At 34.0% G+C, this 15,610-nt stretch carries 15 protein-coding genes, 1 pseudogene and 1 riboswitch; of the genes and pseudogenes, 2 read left to right on the top strand and 14 right to left on the bottom strand.

Features of this window, described 5'->3' with window-relative positions:
• Window positions 1-8 precede the first annotated feature (8 nt).
• Both C2I06_RS08415 and C2I06_RS08420 read right to left on the bottom strand, forming a co-directional pair.
• The gene (locus tag C2I06_RS08415) at window positions 9-590 is read right to left on the bottom strand and encodes an ECF transporter S component (protein WP_047940335.1); all 582 of its coding nucleotides are present in this window, start codon (window positions 588-590) and stop codon (window positions 9-11) included.
• A 169-nt stretch (window positions 591-759) separates the two neighbouring features.
• A riboswitch (FMN riboswitch) is annotated at window positions 760-894 on the bottom strand.
• A gap of 264 nt (window positions 895-1,158) precedes the next feature.
• Window positions 1,159-1,914 (bottom strand): M23 family metallopeptidase, encoded by a 756-nt coding sequence (locus tag C2I06_RS08420; protein ID WP_123257856.1) that lies wholly within the window; start codon window positions 1,912-1,914, stop codon window positions 1,159-1,161.
• Window positions 1,915-2,626: 712 nt separating this feature from the next.
• On the opposite strand from C2I06_RS08420, the gene C2I06_RS08425 reads away from it, so the two are divergent.
• The gene (locus tag C2I06_RS08425; protein ID WP_123257857.1) at window positions 2,627-2,827 is read left to right on the top strand and encodes a hypothetical protein; all 201 of its coding nucleotides are present in this window, start codon (window positions 2,627-2,629) and stop codon (window positions 2,825-2,827) included.
• Window positions 2,828-3,178: 351 nt separating this feature from the next.
• On the opposite strand, the gene C2I06_RS08430 is transcribed toward C2I06_RS08425, so the two are convergent.
• The 11 genes and pseudogenes from C2I06_RS08430 to C2I06_RS08480 all read right to left on the bottom strand — a co-directional run bounded on the left by C2I06_RS08430 (window position 3,179) and on the right by C2I06_RS08480 (window position 13,940).
• Window positions 3,179-4,363 (bottom strand): GerMN domain-containing protein, encoded by a 1,185-nt coding sequence (locus tag C2I06_RS08430; RefSeq protein WP_095331783.1) that lies wholly within the window; start codon window positions 4,361-4,363, stop codon window positions 3,179-3,181.
• A complete protein-coding gene (gene sigX / locus C2I06_RS08435; RefSeq protein ID WP_095331781.1) occupies window positions 4,341-4,886 on the bottom strand; it encodes an RNA polymerase sigma factor SigX in 546 nt (181 codons plus the stop codon). Before sigX ends, C2I06_RS08430 begins: the two co-directional genes overlap by 23 nt.
• 277 nt (window positions 4,887-5,163) lie before the next feature.
• Window positions 5,164-6,936, bottom strand: coding sequence for an ATP-binding protein (locus C2I06_RS08440; protein WP_095331779.1), 1,773 nt, complete (start codon window positions 6,934-6,936; stop codon window positions 5,164-5,166).
• Window positions 6,933-7,649, bottom strand: a complete 717-nt coding sequence (locus tag C2I06_RS08445) for a response regulator transcription factor (RefSeq protein WP_095331777.1) — start codon at window positions 7,647-7,649, stop codon at window positions 6,933-6,935. Before C2I06_RS08445 ends, C2I06_RS08440 begins: the two co-directional genes overlap by 4 nt.
• 338 nt (window positions 7,650-7,987) lie before the next feature.
• A pseudogene (gene rluB, locus C2I06_RS08450) lies at window positions 7,988-8,715 on the bottom strand (23S rRNA pseudouridine(2605) synthase RluB).
• 336 nt (window positions 8,716-9,051) lie between these two features.
• The gene (locus C2I06_RS08455; protein ID WP_095259116.1) at window positions 9,052-9,585 is read right to left on the bottom strand and encodes a spore maturation protein; all 534 of its coding nucleotides are present in this window, start codon (window positions 9,583-9,585) and stop codon (window positions 9,052-9,054) included.
• Window positions 9,586-9,591: 6 nt separating this feature from the next.
• Window positions 9,592-10,179 carry a nucleoside recognition domain-containing protein gene (locus C2I06_RS08460; protein ID WP_047940328.1) on the bottom strand — a complete coding sequence of 196 codons (588 nt, stop codon included), beginning with the start codon at window positions 10,177-10,179 and terminating at the stop codon, window positions 9,592-9,594.
• Complete coding sequence (locus tag C2I06_RS08465; RefSeq protein WP_123257858.1) at window positions 10,172-11,323, bottom strand: D-alanyl-D-alanine carboxypeptidase family protein; 1,152 nt, start codon at window positions 11,321-11,323, stop codon at window positions 10,172-10,174. Before C2I06_RS08465 ends, C2I06_RS08460 begins: the two co-directional genes overlap by 8 nt.
• 170 nt (window positions 11,324-11,493) lie before the next feature.
• Window positions 11,494-12,387, bottom strand: coding sequence for a superoxide dismutase (locus C2I06_RS08470; RefSeq protein ID WP_095331771.1), 894 nt, complete (start codon window positions 12,385-12,387; stop codon window positions 11,494-11,496).
• A 214-nt stretch (window positions 12,388-12,601) separates the two neighbouring features.
• On the bottom strand, window positions 12,602-13,183 hold the full coding sequence (gene scpB / locus C2I06_RS08475; protein WP_095331769.1) for an SMC-Scp complex subunit ScpB: 582 nt from the start codon (window positions 13,181-13,183) through the stop codon (window positions 12,602-12,604).
• Window positions 13,184-13,187: 4 nt separating this feature from the next.
• Complete coding sequence (locus C2I06_RS08480; protein ID WP_095331767.1) at window positions 13,188-13,940, bottom strand: segregation/condensation protein A; 753 nt, start codon at window positions 13,938-13,940, stop codon at window positions 13,188-13,190.
• Between the two features lie 210 nt (window positions 13,941-14,150).
• Between C2I06_RS08480 and C2I06_RS08485 the strand changes: the two genes are divergently transcribed.
• Entirely contained in the window at window positions 14,151-14,678 is a 528-nt protein-coding gene (locus tag C2I06_RS08485; RefSeq protein ID WP_095331765.1) for a DUF309 domain-containing protein, read from the top strand.
• A 78-nt stretch (window positions 14,679-14,756) separates the two neighbouring features.
• On the opposite strand, the gene C2I06_RS08490 is transcribed toward C2I06_RS08485, so the two are convergent.
• Window positions 14,757-15,122 (bottom strand): GNAT family N-acetyltransferase, encoded by a 366-nt coding sequence (locus tag C2I06_RS08490; protein WP_095331763.1) that lies wholly within the window; start codon window positions 15,120-15,122, stop codon window positions 14,757-14,759.
• Window positions 15,123-15,610 lie beyond the last annotated feature (488 nt).

Genomic DNA, 15,610 nt, shown 5'->3' on the forward strand with positions numbered 1-15,610 from the left:
TTTCTTGATTAAACATTTCTGGAAGGGATTTGTTTATTAATCCATACACCCATTTTTGAAAATACTAATGCAAAAATGATAGAAATGATTACTCCTTTTAACAAATTGAATGGAATAATCGCTGAAAGAACCGTTTGTTTTAATAAAGTTGTATCAGTCGGTATTTTCATTAATGTATTATAGAATGGCAACATAATAAAGTAATTAAACAAACTTAATAATCCTGTCATTATGATAATACTAAGGGCTAAGCCGATAGCCATTCCTTTTTTGGATTTAATTGCATTATACATAAAATAAGTCGGTAAGATGAAAGAAATTCCAGCGATAAAATTCGCGAAATGACCAACAGGAATTCCAGTATCACTTCCGGTTATTAAATAATCTAATATATTTTTAATCAACTCAACTAATATTCCAGCCCCTGGACCTAAAATAAGTGCAGCAACTAAAGCTGGAATATCGCTAAAATCAACTTTTAAATAACTTGGAAAAGGTGGGATCGGAAATTTGAGCATCATTAGCACATATGCTAAACTACTCATCATCCCAATTAAAACATACTTTCTTACATTCATTTTTTTCTTCATTTTCTTCTCTCCTTCTAATTAGGATCCATCTACCTAAGAAGAAAGATTCAGCAATTTATTAGGAATGCACCAAATAAAAAACCCTCAAGCTCTAGAGACTTGAGGGAGTAATTAAAGGTACGCAAACTTAATAAACGTTCTTAATAGATAATTTGAACGATTGCAGAACCTCCATCTTCTCCCATCCAGACTTTACTGTCGGTTTTGGAATTTCACCAAATCAACCTACCGTAGTAGGGTCACGGACTTTGAGTACAAACTCATCACCGTCGGTCGGGAATTTCACCCTGCCCCGAAGATAGACCAATATTAATTTGTTTTATTACATAAGTTATTATACCCTAAAGAATAAATATTTGTGAAGAAGTTTGCTTATAAATTCAAACTTTGTTCATAAATTCACAAATATTGTCATTTAAACTCAAAAAGAATTCACAAAATACTATTATATTTATTCATTACTAGAACATAGTATCTTGTGAACTCTTTTCGTGGTTCATCACTCAGAAAAGCTCACTTTTTTACCTTTCTTTATATAGTTTTTATGTATAATCCTCACTTGTGTCTTCTAAAATAAAAGATACTTACTACTTTTCAAATAAATACTTGCTTTTTTGTAGGGTATCGTCGATAATTCCGAGTTATCTTCTTCTATATTAATTTCCATTTCCTTTATACTTCTCCTTATGTATTCTTTTTCTAACTTCTTTTCTTCCTCGTGAACTAAGTTCGCATGTGGTCTGTGGGGAAGGTTTTCGGATCGCTCTGTTATGGCTGCCTCACTCTCTTCTTCCACAGCTATTTTCACTGTCTGTCCTACCTCTACTTCTCCTAAAACTAAAATTGGATTAATAGCGTTTTCCTTTGCAATAGTCCACTCTTTATTATGTATTTCAAAATGCAAATGAACGCCAGAAGACTGTCCTGTATTGCCCATTTCACCGATTACTTCTCCTTTTTTTACCAATTGCTTTTCCTTTGCGAATCGTTTATTCAAATGAGCATAGACCGTTTCAAGGTCATTTTTATGTTTAACAAAAATAACATTTCCATAAGATTGGGAATAATAAGATCTGGTTACAATTCCTTCATCAACTGCATAAACGTCTTCTCCCAAATTTCCTGCAATATCTATTCCTTTATGTGCACCATTTCTAGTATTAAAGGTATCCGTAATAATTCCTTCACTGGGCCAAGTCCACGTTTTTGTTCGTTCCGCTAAGGAGAAAGACTGTGCTTGAGAATGCTTCCCTCCTAAAAATAATAAACTGATGAACAAAAGCATAATAGCAGCTATAAGAATCCTCCTAATATAGTCTCCCATTTGGTATCCTCCTATTCTGTCCGTGCCCGACATTCTATTTATGATCGTGTTCTGTTGAATACTATCTATTCGCTTTTGGTTGATAAAATATCATACCAATCGTTATAAAGAATTCCACAAGAAGAGAAGATTTCTTTACAAGAGCGCTTAACTCACTATTCTATTCGCTTATCAGCATTCTATGTATGTTTTAATCGCCTGCAAAGATATATAGAATACTCTCCACACAAGTTTCCTATCTGTCCCTCTCCAATCTTCTCTTTCAACTTATGAGTACATGTTAAAGGTTAGAACTATAGAATACATAGAGAAAAATGCATATCTTTCTTATGTATGTGCCAATAGCTGATTTTAATTGGAAAGAGACAAGATATATTGTCTACATTCTTTCTGATTTTATTCTAGGGTAATTAAAACATCCTAAAAAATGGATATCGAGTCTAAGGGGTAAACGTAAAAAAACATAACCATTAGCAGACCTCATATTGGATTTTTTATATTTTCTTTCTTATGTATGGCTGATTATGGATATTCATACTAAGTACACTAAAGTTCACTTCTTATATAATTCTTATTTTCAAACAAGTTTTTTGTAAATTTATGTTAAAATAAAATAGAATGTTAAAGAATTGTTCTTAATCTTTTGGAGATTTAGGTTATACAAATATTCTCTTAATACTAATAGGAAAAAGCTATTAAAGGAGTGTACAGTTTGAAAAAAAATATTAAAAGGAGAAGTGGAAACTTAACATTTGTGAGTGTAATCGCTGGAGGAGTAGCGGGATGGGTAGTCCATACTGGATTAAGTATTATTAGCACTACTGATATGACCCATTTATATGGAATATCTATTTTTTTAGGAGTTATTGTTGGTCTATTGTGGGATATAACTGATAAGTTAAATAATGATTAAGCATCTCTATTTATATATCATTTATCTGAAAATTTATTCATTATATAGGTTTTTAGTAGTTCGAAATAACGAAGTGGATCGGCGCTCGTCCTATGGAAAGCGAAATGTATTCAGTCTGCAGATGATGACCACACACTTTCTTTCTTAAATGAAATAAAACTCCAGAACAATTATTCGAATTTTTAGGATATACATATAATTGTTCGGAGTTTTATTTTGTTGAAATACTTATGTCAAACCCTATCTTAATATGTTTTTTCTCTATATAAAGTGCTAAAGCACGTAAATGAACGATTGTAATATTATCTTTTATATAACTTTACTAGTACTAATAAAAAAGATTCTCTTTTATTATTGCTCAATATCAACTTTATTGGCGGCAACCGGAACATCTAATTCTTTCGTTAGCTCAAATCCACCTACTTCTTTAACATTGGTATTCTCAAACTTTACTGTAGAATATTTAAAATCTTTCGCTGTTAATAAAATGGACTCAATCGCATGTAATGTTTTTTGGTCTTCTTCCATTTTACTTTCATTAGATAAATGAACAACTAGTTCTCCCTTATTCTCGTCTTTTGAAACCTTATCAATATCAATAGTATCAGGGATAGAAGCTGCCAAACCATGTGTCTCCATATTATCTTCCATGGCATCAAAAGCATTTTCAATCGTATCATATGGCTTTTCCCAAGGCACATATAATGGTTGATCATCTGATTCATCATTCTCTAAAAGAAAATATGCTCTATTCTCTAATGGTTTATAATCAATACTTGTTTCTTCGCGATTTCCTAGTACTGCTCCTAGTTTACCGTCTGTATAAAACTCCATTTTCTTGGCGCCAATGGTTTGTAACTGCTGCTGAACCATTGTATTAAAAAAGTCTTCAGAATGTGAACCAAAATTTGCAAAATCCTGTTTCACATTTACTTCGATGTAATCATCTCTTAAATCATATGCAAACAGCTCTGGACTAATCGGAAAATTGCTGCTTAACTGTTTGTTAACACCTATTACTTTCTTCACGTTTTCAACATACAAATCAAATCTAGACAGCTGATTTGGATTTTCTACTAAAATGCTGACAGGAACAATAACTTGGACATTTTTATCTGGTATTGGATACGTTAATAATTCTTGCTTTCCTACCTCATTCTCGTAAATAGCCGATGGGATGAGTGAAGTAGTTCGTCTTTCTTCTTGTTCGTCTGCCATGTCATAATTTTCACTTTCAGCGGTCTCAGCTGTATCATAGCTTTTATTTTTCATTTCAGCAGAATTATCAGCCATCTTGCTTTCACCCTTAAAGGAGTCCTCTCTATTACTATCAAAGAAGCTTTGACTAATAATGAACAGGAGCATAACCGTACATACAGTGGCCAGAACAGGCATTAATCTGCGCGATTTTCGTTCTCTCTTCCTTTTCATTTGAATCGTATGATAGATGAATTCTGGACTTCTTTCATCTTTTATATACGGCATTTGTTTAAGCACCAGTTTAATTTTGTCATCATTCCACTTTTGTTTCGGCATAAGAATCCTCCTCTCCATCGTACTCTTCTAAAATGCTCCGCAGTGCTTTGAGGGCACGGTGCTGGGTTGTTTTGACTTTGCTTTCTGTCCATCCTAGTGCTTTGGCTGTTTCAGCAATAGATAATTCTTGAATATACCGAAACACAATAACCATCCGTTGGTCTACTGTACAATATTGCAAGGCATGATAAACACCTTTTACTTCTTCTGATTGCAAGGTGATTTCTTCTGGTAAAAATCCATCTGCTTTTACTTGCTGTTTCGACCAGTCGAACTTATCCATGATACGGTCTTTCCAATTTTTTTGTTTGCGAAAGTGGTCTATTGCGACATTCCTTGCAATACTAAATAACCAGGTTTTTTCAGAGCTTTTCCCCTCAAAGCGATGATAAGATTTAAGTACACGAATATAGACCTCTTGCATTAAATCTTCGGCCGTTTCTTTATGGTTCACCATATAAAATAAAAATTGAAAAACGTCATGATGATACTTATTATAGATTTCATCAAAAACGGAGTTCATCTCATTCCCTCCCCCGTTCACTATATTAGTCGTAAATATAACTTATTTAGTTTCACTCGTTATATGTAATTATTCTAATTTCTATTATTCCATTAGTCTGTAAACACAAGAAAAGATGCCCAGAAAAATTTGACCTCACAAGTTATATATCTGTATGTAACAATTTCATACATACAAAATGGAAAATACCTTGCAGGGCCAAATACTTTTTTAGACACCCCATACGTTCTATTATGTTAAATTGTTTCTTGTGAATCAAGAAGAATCGGCACATTCTCTAATTTTCTTCTTTATTTCGAGGTAAAAAGATAAAAAATGTCGTTCCTCGCCCATATTTGCTATAAACAGATATATCTCCGCCATGGGAATCAATAATATTTTTGACAATAGCTAATCCCAAGCCTGTCCCAGCATTACCTCTCGTTCTAGCTTTATCTGCTTTATAAAAGCGCTCAAAGACATATGGTAAATCTTCCTCTGGAATTCCAGAACCGGTATCCTCTACTTCTAGATACACTCCATAATCATCCGATCTGCCTCTTAAAAAGACTGTTCCACCACTTGGGGTATGACGCATACTGTTATCCATAATATTGGTTAGAACTTGTTCGATACGATCTGGATCAAGTTCGTATTCCCCCATATCCTCCGATATAGAGACAGTAAAGGTAATTTCTTTTTCTTTAGCGATAGCATTAAACTTTCTCGCTACGCGATTAATAAAAGGATATAAATCAATTGCTTCCTTCCTTAATTCAAGATAACCTGTTTCCATTCTGGCTAAATCTAAAAATTCATTGACTAAACGACCCATTCGTAATGATTCATCATAAATAATACGAGCCATCTCTCTCTTTTCTTCTTCTGACTCAGCAATATTATCCACAATCGCTTCACTGTATCCTTGTAACATACTTATTGGCGTTCTTAATTCGTGAGAAATATTAGCAATAAAATCAATCCGAAGCTTGTCTAATTTACGTTCCTCTGTCATGTCGCGAATGACGACAATTGCTCCTCTAATATCCTTCTTATCATATAAAGGGCTGACAATCATTACCCAGTTTCTTCCTTGTAAAGTGATTTCATCTATTTGTTCATTACCCGTATGAACAGCAAGCTGGAACAACTTACGTAGTTCTTCTGGGATTTGCGCATGCATATCACTTAATTCGCCTTTTTCATAATACCAATGCTGCAAAAATTTCTCAGCTGGAGGATTCGTAAGTAATAAACTACCATTTCGATTAAGGGTTAGCACTCCATCTGCCATTCCACTTAGAATATTATCTAACTGCTCTTTTTCTTGACTTAAGGCATTCATATTAAAGTTTAATCTTTTCGCCATTTCATTAAATGCGATGGAAAGTTCGCCAATTTCATCCTGTGCCATGATGGGAACCTTTGTTGCAAAATTACCTTGGGCAACTTCAAATGCAGCCTCTCTCATCTTTCTTAACGGAGCAGTAATTCTTGTTAGAAGGAAAAAAGCAAAAATCGTTGTTAAAATAATCGCAATAACAGCTGCTAACACAATAAATTTGGCGGTGGATTGTTTAGATTCATTCATCGATTGTAAGGACTGATAAATAAAAACAGCTCCATCCTCTCCATTTACATGGAGAGGGGATCCGACAATCGCTACTTGTTCAGGTTTATTGTCTTTATTTGTTAATTCTGTCCTTACAACAGCTGTCTTATTGCTTGTCATCACCTTATTTAAGTCTTCATTTCCCTGAATGAAAGAATAAGAAAGTTCTTGCAAGCCATTCTCTGGGTAATAATAAACTTGATCTGGAGAGGAAACGATGATGGCCCCTGTCGAATGATCAAGGAGTTCTCCAACAATTTCTAATCCTATTTGATTATTATGCTCTTTCATTATTTCCGATATTTTTGTCGCAGTATTTGTTAATTCTGTTTCCGTCTGCTCTGTATAATACTGCTCAAAATACTCAAGAAGCATGATTGTTAGAATCGTTAATACAACGGAAACCAATAATAAAAAAGTAATCCAAAGCTTAAATACTACGCTCCGCCAAAACTTCATCCATTGTTAACCTCAAACTTATATCCTACTCCCCAAACTGTCACAATCATGCTTGCTGCTTCTTCTGATACACGGTTTAACTTTTCTCTTAATCGTTTAACATGTGTATCGACTGTTCTTAAATCACCAAAGAATTCGTAATGCCATACTTCTTTTAAGAGTAATTCTCTATCGAATACTTTATCTGGTGACTTAGCTAAGAAATATAGCAGTTCATATTCTTTTGGAGTTAAACTTACTTCTTTTCCACTAGCCAATACGCGATGTGCATCATGATCAATAGTTAATGCTGGAAAGATGATGACATCTTTTGAAGAACTATCACTTTGCTCAAAAGTCGTTTTAGTAGAGCGACGTAATATAGCTTTTACTCGAAGAACAACTTCTCTTGGACTAAATGGCTTTACGATATAATCGTCTGTTCCAACTTCAAATCCTTGAACTCTATTTACTTCTTCTCCCTTGGCTGTAAGCATAATTACTGGAGTAGTCTTCTTTTCTCTTAGCTCCTTGCATACCTCCATACCATCTTTACCAGGCATCATTAGATCGAGTAAGATAACATCATAATCTGTGTTTAATGCCTTAGAAAGAGCACTCATTCCGTCTTCCGCTTCTTCTACAATAAACTCTTCTCTTTCTAAGTACATCTTTAGAAGACGTCTAATTCTTTCTTCGTCATCTACCACTAGGATTTTTATTTCTTTCTCCATCGTTCATACCCTCCTAACAAAAATACACGAAACGATTGTTTTTTTTGCTGTTTCGTTAGCTGCATGTATAAATAAGTGCCATGTTTATTTGTAATAGCAATTTATATTATCGTCTATTATTTATACTGCATTTTTCCAGTTACATAGTAATTTATATAAATGATTTATCTAATCTTCCACAATTATTATAGCATTATTATCATGTAGATATTGTTATCATCCATTGCAATATGTGAAACTTTTATGAACATTTTTGTGTTATTTCTGCCGTATTAAGTAGGTAAGCATTTTTATGCAATGCAAGGACATAGACGCTGAAGAATACAAAAATATATTGGTTATCCTTTTTTCTTTTGCGCTTCTGCTCTTAGTAATTTCACTTCATGTGCAGTTAATTCACGAGCATCTCCAGGCTGTAAGCCATTTAAATTTAAGAATGAATATCTTTCTCTTTTTAATTTCATTACAGGTGTTCCTATCGCCTCAAACATTCTTCTCACTTGGCGGTTTCTTCCTTCATGAATCTTCAGTTCGACAATACTTGTTCCTTTTTCTTATCGACAGAGAGAATTTTTGCCTTGGCAGGGGCTGTTTTTCCATCCTCAAGCATAATCCCTCTTTCCAGTTGCTTTACTTTCTCCCGAGCAGGGATGCCTTTGACTTTTGCAACATATACCTTCTCAATTTCTCCTTTTGGATGCATCATAAGGTTTGCAAATTCCCCGTCATTTGTTAAAAGAATGATACCTGAAGTATCATAATCTAAGCGTCCTATAGGATAAATTCTTGCTTCAATTTCAGAAAAATAATCCGTTACTACTTTTCTTCCTTTATCATCATTGACACTAGAAATTACCCCTCTTGGTTTATAGAGGATAAAATAAACTGGTTCTTCCCTCTCAACAGGAATTCCACTTACCTCAATTTTATCGTTAGAGCCTACTTTCACACCTAGTTCTTTAACTGTTTTTCCATTAACTTTTACTTTTCCTTCAAGAATTAATTCCTCTGCTTTTCTTCTTGATGCAATTCCAGCGTGTGCAATTACTTTTTGTAGTCTTTCCATCTAAATCACCTCATCCAATTTCTCAACAGTAAAAAATGATTGATCGTTTTTACAAAACATCTTCTAAGCGTTTATTTTTAATCCTATTATTAAAATAGACTAATTTCAAAACCTTGATCGTTCTTTTTTTGCCATTCCTATGAATTATGACATAAATTGACGAAATTTCAAAGAAATCTTTAAATGAGGGATTTGTTCATTAAATTAAATTTTTTATCGTGTGATGTTTTTTCTCATTAACCTTAACAATCTTTTAGAAAGAATCTGCCAAACAAAAAACAAAAATGCCTTAGGAATAGTTCCAAAACAACAAACTTTCCCTAAGACATTTTATAATTATTTACCAAACATTAAAGTTACAACTACAATAGCAGCGATAAATCCAATGAGATCCGCTAGTAATCCAACTTTCAAGGCATCCCCCATTTTCTTTATCCCTACTGCCCCAAAGTAAACGGTCAATACATAAAGAGTGGTATCGGTGCTTCCTTGTATAACAGAGGCAAGCCTGCCGATAAAGGAATCTGGACCATATGTTGCGATTAAATCACTTGTCATTCCCAACGCTGCATTTCCTGATATTGGTCTAATAATTGCTAATGGTGCTACTTCGGAGGGAACACCGATAAAGTCTAATACAGGCTTAAGAAAACTCATAAAAAACTCTAATGCTCCAGATGCTCGAAAAATGGATATAGAAACAAGCATTCCGACTAAATAGGGAATGATGGAGAACGCAATCTGTATTCCTTCTTTTCCACCTTCAACAAAGCTTTCGTATGTTGGAACCTTTTTAAATGTTCCATACAGTAAAATAAACCCGATGAGGGAAGGAATCATCCACAATGAAATTAAAGATACTATCTCCATCATACATCACCCTTTTCTCATTCTCTTATGGTAAAAATAGCGATCAATCAAAATCCCACCTATACAGGAGAAAATGGTTGCGATAATGGTTGGTCCTACTATATCGGTTGGAGAAGCAGAATGGTAATTCATTCTGATTGCAATAACCGTTGTCGGAATTAAAGTAATACATGATGTATTTAAGGCAAGAAAAGTAATCATACTGTTACTTGCTGAATTCTTGCCCCCATTCAATCTTTTCAATTCTTCCATTGCTTTAATTCCTAGCGGTGTTGCAGCATTACCTAGCCCAAATATATTAGCAATCATATTCGATAATATATACCCCATCGCTGGGTGGTTTTTTGGAACCTCAGGAAAAAGCTTTGCTACTATTGGTCTAAATAGATTTGTAAGTTTTTGAAGTAACCCAGCCTGTTCTGCTATTTTCATCATCCCCAGCCAGAAAACTAAAACACTTATAAGACCAATACATATTGTTACCGCTTCTTTTGCTCCAGAAAAAATCGCTTTATTTACTTCATCCATCGTTCCATTAACTGCTGCAAAAACAATTCCTATAATAGCTAGTGCTGCCCAAATATAATTAACCATCCTGGCCAACCCCAGTCATTGCTGTAAACATATTCTTAAAATAATCTAGAAAGCCTTTTGATTCTTTTGCCTTAATATGTTTAAAATGAATAGGAACGCTATCTACAAGCTTACTATCTAAATATATTTTTGCTTCTCCTACTATTTCAGGTACTTCTTCCTGATTTTTTTTCCAATTTTTCTTGACCTTTGTTAAGCTATACTCAACCTTAAATAAATCTTCTTCTTTCTCTGTCACTGGGTATTCTATATCAGACTTTATATAAACTTTATTTTTATAAAATTTATCTTTAACTGTTTTTATTTTCCCTTCCTCAATGACCTGCACTTTTTTATATGTTTTAAACGCGGTTTCAAACATATTAATATGATCATCCCAGTCATCCGGATCATTTAACGTTACTGCTATATACTCTACTCCATCCTTTTCCGCTGTACTGACCAATGTTCTTTTTGCTCTCTTTGTATACCCTGTTTTTCCTCCTGTTGAATGTTCATATAGACTTGTTAAAAGTTTGTTTTTGTTCCTCCAGACCCGATCCCACTCATTATTTGTACTTTCCGAACGATAGCTTTTTGTCCCAGCAATTTTTTTATATGTATCATTATTCATTGCATAACGGGTAAGCAGTGCCATATCGTAAGCTGTAGAATAATGGTCTTCATGATCATCAAGTCCATGAGGATTAGCAAAATGAGTGTTCTTCATGCCGATTTCTTCTGCTTTTTGATTCATTAAATAGACGAAGCCATCTAGACTTCCACCAACAGTTTCAGCAATAGCAACTGCGGCATCGTTTCCTGAGCGAAGCATCAATCCATATACAAGATCTTCGAGCTTAATTTTTTCCCCTTCCTGTAAGTAAATAGATGATCCTTCCGTTCTAATTGCATTACTACTAACAGTCACTGTCTCCTCTAATTTTCCAGACTCCACCGCGAGCAGCGCGGTCATTATTTTTGTAATACTAGCAATCCTTCTTTTTGTATGTGCGTCCTTTTCAAAAATAACTCGTCCAGAGTCTTGTTCCATTAATATCGCACTTTGTGCACTTACATACATTTGTGCACTGCTTTTTTGGGGAATGGCGAGAAACAGAATGGAGGTAATGATTGTAAGAATAATAAGTTTACGTAATTTCATTTAACACAACCTCGTCTCCTTTAATGGTTTGTACAAGTTTATGAAAAAAAAGACAAGCATATGACTAATAAATAGAGCTTCCTCACAAATAAAATATGCAATCCTATAATGGACTGCATATTTTATAGCATATATTTCTGATATTATTAAATTATGCTTATGACTTCCCTTTAATAGGGGCGCCATTTCAATTCACTTGCTTTTAAAAATCGATTTTCAACATCTTTCCAATTAACAATGTTCCACCAATTATCTACGTAATCGCCTCTATTATTTTTATACTGCAAATAGTATGCATGTTCCCAAACATCAAGTACTAATAATGGAATGGTGTCCCACTGGGTTAACAGCATATGTCGTTCAGATTGAAGAACTTCTAGGCGCCTTGCTCGTGGAGACCATACTAAAAGCGCCCATCCAACACCTTCCACCGCTTTTGCTGCTTCCGAAAAGTGATTTTTAAAAGCCTTAAAACTACCAAAATAACTCCTAATTTCCTCCAGTAACGCTCCTTTAGGCTTGCCTCCACCTTTAGGACTCATATTATTCCAAAAAATTGTATGGAGATAATGTCCTGAACCATGAAATGCTAGCTCCCTAGACCAATGTTTCACAAGAGCAAAATCATTGTTTTTTCTTGCCTCTTTTAGTTTCTCTTCTGCCTTATTCAGTCCTGTCACATAGGATTGATGATGCTTTTGATGATGAAGTTCCATAATCTCCTTTGAAATATAAGGTTCAAGGGCATCATAAGCATATGCTAACTGCGGCAACTGATGCTCTCCAGCTGCAATCGTCGGCTCCTTTATAAATATTGTTCCAAGCTGCTGTCTTTGGGCAAAATAGCTTTCCATTTGTTCATGAAGCTCTTCTGCTTCATGCTGAATCCTAATTAATTCCTCTGTTTCGATTGGTTTTCTTTGCACACCTTCCATTAACTGCGTAAATTTATCGAGCCTTTTCCAAATGCTCTCTTCCTTTTGAACTTCTTCCGATTCTAATAACTGCTTTAATTCCTGATTCCAAATCAACACATTTCTAACATATTCATTATAACTACTCATCTATGTGCCAACTCCATTTCCTCCATTATCGTTCTTATAAAAGGTATGATAAAAGGATGAGCATCATGTCTTTAAAATTGCGTCCTCTCTGATCTTGATGAATGAGTTCTTATTAAATACGTGAAGAGTTGGACATAGATATTCCAGCTAAAGATTAACCTTATTTTAAAAATAATAAAAAAAGTATCTAAGCCATTGCCTAGATACTCCTTTTTTATTCTTCTATTTGCTGAAACGATTCAAAAAACAAATCAGCCTCTTCTTGATTAAACTCTTCTTCCTTTTCTGTCAATGGAGGTAATTCCCCAATATTCTTTAATCCGAAGTGGTCTAGGAATTCTTTTGTTGTTCCATATAGGATTGCTCTACCTGCTCCCTCTGCTCTACCCACTTCTTTAATGAGCGCTTTTGCTGAAAGCGTATGAAGCGGGCGTTCTGTTTTTACCCCTCTAATTTCCTCAATTTCTGCTCGTGTAATCGGCTGCTTGTATGCAATGATTGCCAATGTTTCAAGGGCAGCCTGTGATAAGGTAGATGCATGTGGAGATTCCACTAACTTTTTTAGATAATCCGAATGCTGTTTCTTGGTAGCAAATTGATACGTACCAGCGATTTCTATAATAGAAATTCCTCTTGTTTTATCCTTGCGATAATTTTTGATTAGCTCATCTATTAATTGTTCTACTTCTAATTGCTCCATATCTAGAACATGCATTAATTGCTTGACCGTTAATCCTTCATCTCCCGCGGCAAATAGGAGACTCTCAACGATTGCTTTCCAATCATTCACTTTCAATCTGTTATTCAACTTCCTTTCCCATTACAAAAATATCTGCAAAGTTTCCTTCTTGTTCTACAAATATTTGTCGACGCTTTAAAAGTTCTAAAATTGCCAAAAAAGTCACGACAATATGTGATTTTGTTGCGACTGGAAAAAGTTCTGCAAAAGATGTTCTCTCTCTCCGAGTTCTTAAGAATCCAACAATTTCTTCCATTCGACTCTCTATTGGAATTTCTTGCCGCGTGATTTTTGTTGCTAACGGTGACTGTAACTTTTTACGTTTTAGCAATTTTTGAAAGGCAGCAAGCATATCATATAAAGAAACATCTAACTCTTGTTTGATGGTTTCTTCATTACTTACGTTAAAATCTGATAAATCACTTGGAGGTCTTGTAAAAATAAGCCCTCTTTCTAATTCCATCTCTTTAAGATCATCTGCCGCCTCTTTAAATTTACGATATTCTACTAACCTCTCAATTAGCTCTTCTCGCGAATCTTCTTCTGGCTCATACATTAAATCATCATCTAGTAACTCTTCTTCATGCTTTGGTAAAAGCATTTTACTCTTAATCGCTAAAAGAGTTGCTGCCATCACCAAAAATTCACTCGCTACGTCTAATTGTAACACTTGCATGGCATGAACATAATCTAAATACTGTTCGGTAATTTCTGCGACGTTAATATCATAAATATCAATTTCCAATTTATTGATTAGATGAAGAAGCAAATCTAATGGTCCTTCAAAACTATCAATTTTCACATTATATTGCATTATTCTCACCAAAATCCTAATAGAATCCCTTTAACTTAATAATGATAGTATTAATATAAACGAAACACAATAGTTATCCAACAGAAAAATCACCATTTCCCTAATTTTAAGTCTTATCGTTACATTTTTTATCATTTATCGATATAATAACAGACATATAATGGATCCGTTAACCCCATTTTAATTTCAGTAAAAAATAAGGAGATAATAATGTATCCGAATGAATATATAGAGTTTCTCGTACATTTTCATTGTGATCAAGATTATTTTGAGTGTCATGAAATTTTAGAGGAATATTGGAAAAAAGTCGATCCTGGCAATAAAGATTCTATTTGGGTAGGATTTATTCTCCTGGCAGTATCTGCCTATCATCATCGACGAAAAAATTTTAAAGGAGCAGAAAAAACGCTCATAAAAAGCAAACAGCTATTAGAAAAAAAGCAGGATATAATTAAGAAATTAGGTCTTGATAACTCAAAATTACTTCTGTTATTAAAGATACAAGAAGAGCATATTAAACAGCATCATGCCTTCTGTACCTATCATTTACCAATTAAAGACCACAACTTAGAAATGAACTGTATCGATTCAGCACATATTAAGGGACTGAAATGGAAAACTAGAGAGCCGGTTCCTTTTGAAATCATTCATCGTCATATAAGCCGAGATAGAAGTATGGTTATAAAGGAACGAGAAAACGCACTGCTTCAAAGAAAACAAAAGGATAAGCACTTTTAATAGTGCCGCCCTTATCACAAAAGAGGTGTTTTCTTAAAGAACCAATTCAATGGATTCTTCTTAGAAAACACCTCTTTTTTATTTATCTACTTGAACACCATCGTTACACTTAGATAAAAAATTGACAATTAATTCATTTGATTTTAATGTACGGTTCGGATAAAGACCTTTAACAGCTTGAACCATAGCTTTTCCAACACCTTGATGTCGATGAGATGGATTCACAGTTATATGCTGGATGGTAATGGAAGATTCATCTTCAAAGATAACGCCTATTAAGCCAATAATATCTTCCTCATCCTTCCATAAAAATAATTGCCAATTTTCTTCCGACTCATATTGTTTAATTGTTTGTTGTAATACTTTTAAATCTTTTTCTGCAGGCATAAATGAAAGCAATCCCATTGCAATCTTTTCAAATGCCTTTTTATATCGAATAATCATTAATATCCCTCATTATTTTTAAAACATATTCACTAACAGTTTTCCCATCAAAAATAAGATTCAATCAATCTCCTGATGTTAAATTAAAAATTTTTCATCTTTATGAAACTGAAACGAATTTTTATCATCCTCTTCCTTTTGTAAGAATCATTTAGGACCGCCCCAAAAATATGATAAATGTTATTGGTTCTATCATACATAAATTAGCGATATTCTTCAATGAAAATCTTTTAAGCATAAGGATTCATTCCTACCTATGCCAAATTACCCTTATAGAGATAATACTATTTATCCAGGCCTTTCATCCGTATACATCCGTTGAAGAGAATTTTTAAGGACTTCTAAAATTTCTGGTTGTCCCTCCTCGTCTTCGTTGCTAATAATTTATCCGCTAAACTTTTTTAAATTTATTTCCAATATCATTCCCTTTACTTCCTTCACTTCTTATTATTCTTGCCCGTTGATCGCTTTGTTGTTTACCCCCGAAC

Source organism: Niallia circulans, assembly GCF_003726095.1.
GTDB classification, from domain to species: domain Bacteria; phylum Bacillota; class Bacilli; order Bacillales; family Cytobacillaceae; genus Niallia; species Niallia circulans_A.

Excerpts from the sequence above, each read along its gene's own strand:
- C2I06_RS08415 (WP_047940335.1), bottom strand. The coding sequence starts at position 590 with ATGAAGAAAAAAATGAATGTAAGAAAGTATGTTTTAATTGGGATGATG.
- C2I06_RS08420 (WP_123257856.1), bottom strand. The coding sequence starts at position 1,914 with ATGGGAGACTATATTAGGAGGATTCTTATAGCTGCTATTATGCTTTTG.
- C2I06_RS08430 (WP_095331783.1), bottom strand. The coding sequence starts at position 4,363 with ATGCCGAAACAAAAGTGGAATGATGACAAAATTAAACTGGTGCTTAAA.
- sigX (WP_095331781.1), bottom strand. The coding sequence starts at position 4,886 with ATGAACTCCGTTTTTGATGAAATCTATAATAAGTATCATCATGACGTT.
- C2I06_RS08440 (WP_095331779.1), bottom strand. The coding sequence starts at position 6,936 with ATGAAGTTTTGGCGGAGCGTAGTATTTAAGCTTTGGATTACTTTTTTA.
- C2I06_RS08445 (WP_095331777.1), bottom strand. The coding sequence starts at position 7,649 with ATGGAGAAAGAAATAAAAATCCTAGTGGTAGATGACGAAGAAAGAATT.
- C2I06_RS08455 (WP_095259116.1), bottom strand. The coding sequence starts at position 9,585 with ATGGAGATAGTATCTTTAATTTCATTGTGGATGATTCCTTCCCTCATC.
- C2I06_RS08460 (WP_047940328.1), bottom strand. The coding sequence starts at position 10,179 with ATGGTTAATTATATTTGGGCAGCACTAGCTATTATAGGAATTGTTTTT.
- C2I06_RS08465 (WP_123257858.1), bottom strand. The coding sequence starts at position 11,323 with ATGAAATTACGTAAACTTATTATTCTTACAATCATTACCTCCATTCTG.
- C2I06_RS08470 (WP_095331771.1), bottom strand. The coding sequence starts at position 12,387 with ATGAGTAGTTATAATGAATATGTTAGAAATGTGTTGATTTGGAATCAG.
- C2I06_RS08480 (WP_095331767.1), bottom strand. The coding sequence starts at position 13,940 with ATGCAATATAATGTGAAAATTGATAGTTTTGAAGGACCATTAGATTTG.
- C2I06_RS08485 (WP_095331765.1), top strand. The coding sequence starts at position 14,151 with ATGTATCCGAATGAATATATAGAGTTTCTCGTACATTTTCATTGTGAT.
- C2I06_RS08490 (WP_095331763.1), bottom strand. The coding sequence starts at position 15,122 with ATGATTATTCGATATAAAAAGGCATTTGAAAAGATTGCAATGGGATTG.